Raw genomic sequence first — 754 nt, 5'->3', positions numbered from 1 at the left:
TGCTTACTCACAGTGTTAAACAATAAGGAAGAAAAATGCCTTTTAATTCAGATATTGCCAATGAAATGAGCCTGCTTACCGAATTTTCATTAGATAGCTCGCAAGCGGGACTTAAGGTTCACCATGATGCGTCTCCTCAAACCATTGATGCGATGACACGTTTATTTAATAAAGGTTTAGTCACGCAAGTTGATGGCGGATATCTAACAGCCTTAGGTAGAGATGCTGCAGAGCATGCCCAAGGTGCAATTCAAATTTTAGCATCAAAATGTAGCGCTTAATCCTGAGTTGAATTTAGCAAGGATGCTAAATTCACTTTCACTCTACTCTCTGAGACCCTCTTCAACTGTTGACTCTACGCTCACGTATCATCTTTTCCTCCCTCTTTGTTTATGCTAAATGGTCATAAAACCGCCCTTTATTGATGTTTCTATTTTTGTCACACAGAAAATTTAGTGATCCGCTTAACAAATTGGTGAAAGTTTGTCTGTGAATAGGGCTGACTTAATATGCATAAATCTAGAATCAACAACACAGCATAGCGATAAATTGTTAGATCGTGAGAATAAACATGAATATTTAATCGATTAATGAATATCGGCTGAAACTTAACTCATAAGATAGTCGAATTATAAGTTGATTTGGGTCACATTTAAGATTTTTTTTTTAATTTAGTATGGCTTCACTTCAGTAGTTAAACCTTTCTAGAAGCACTTGAAATAACTATTAAAACCAAAATTTAATTACATATAAT

The 754-nt window shown here is 34.9% G+C and carries 1 protein-coding gene; it reads left to right on the top strand.

Annotated features, from left to right (window positions below; translation table 11 throughout):
* The first annotated feature begins 35 nt into the window (after positions 1 to 35).
* Entirely contained in the window at positions 36 to 281 is a 246-nt protein-coding gene (locus L4C32_RS20735) for a TIGR02647 family protein (RefSeq protein WP_428198777.1), read from the top strand.
* Positions 282 to 754 lie beyond the last annotated feature (473 nt).

The sequence above is a fragment of the Aliivibrio kagoshimensis genome (assembly GCF_050337105.1).
GTDB classification, from domain to species: domain Bacteria; phylum Pseudomonadota; class Gammaproteobacteria; order Enterobacterales; family Vibrionaceae; genus Aliivibrio_A; species Aliivibrio_A kagoshimensis.
The sequence above is the reverse complement of the archived record's forward strand: the minus strand, read 5'-3'. Positions and strand labels throughout refer to the sequence as shown.

Bases quoted from the DNA above. Each gene is read 5' to 3' on its own strand.
- L4C32_RS20735 (WP_428198777.1), top strand. From the start codon at position 36: ATGCCTTTTAATTCAGATATTGCCAATGAAATGAGCCTGCTTACCGAA.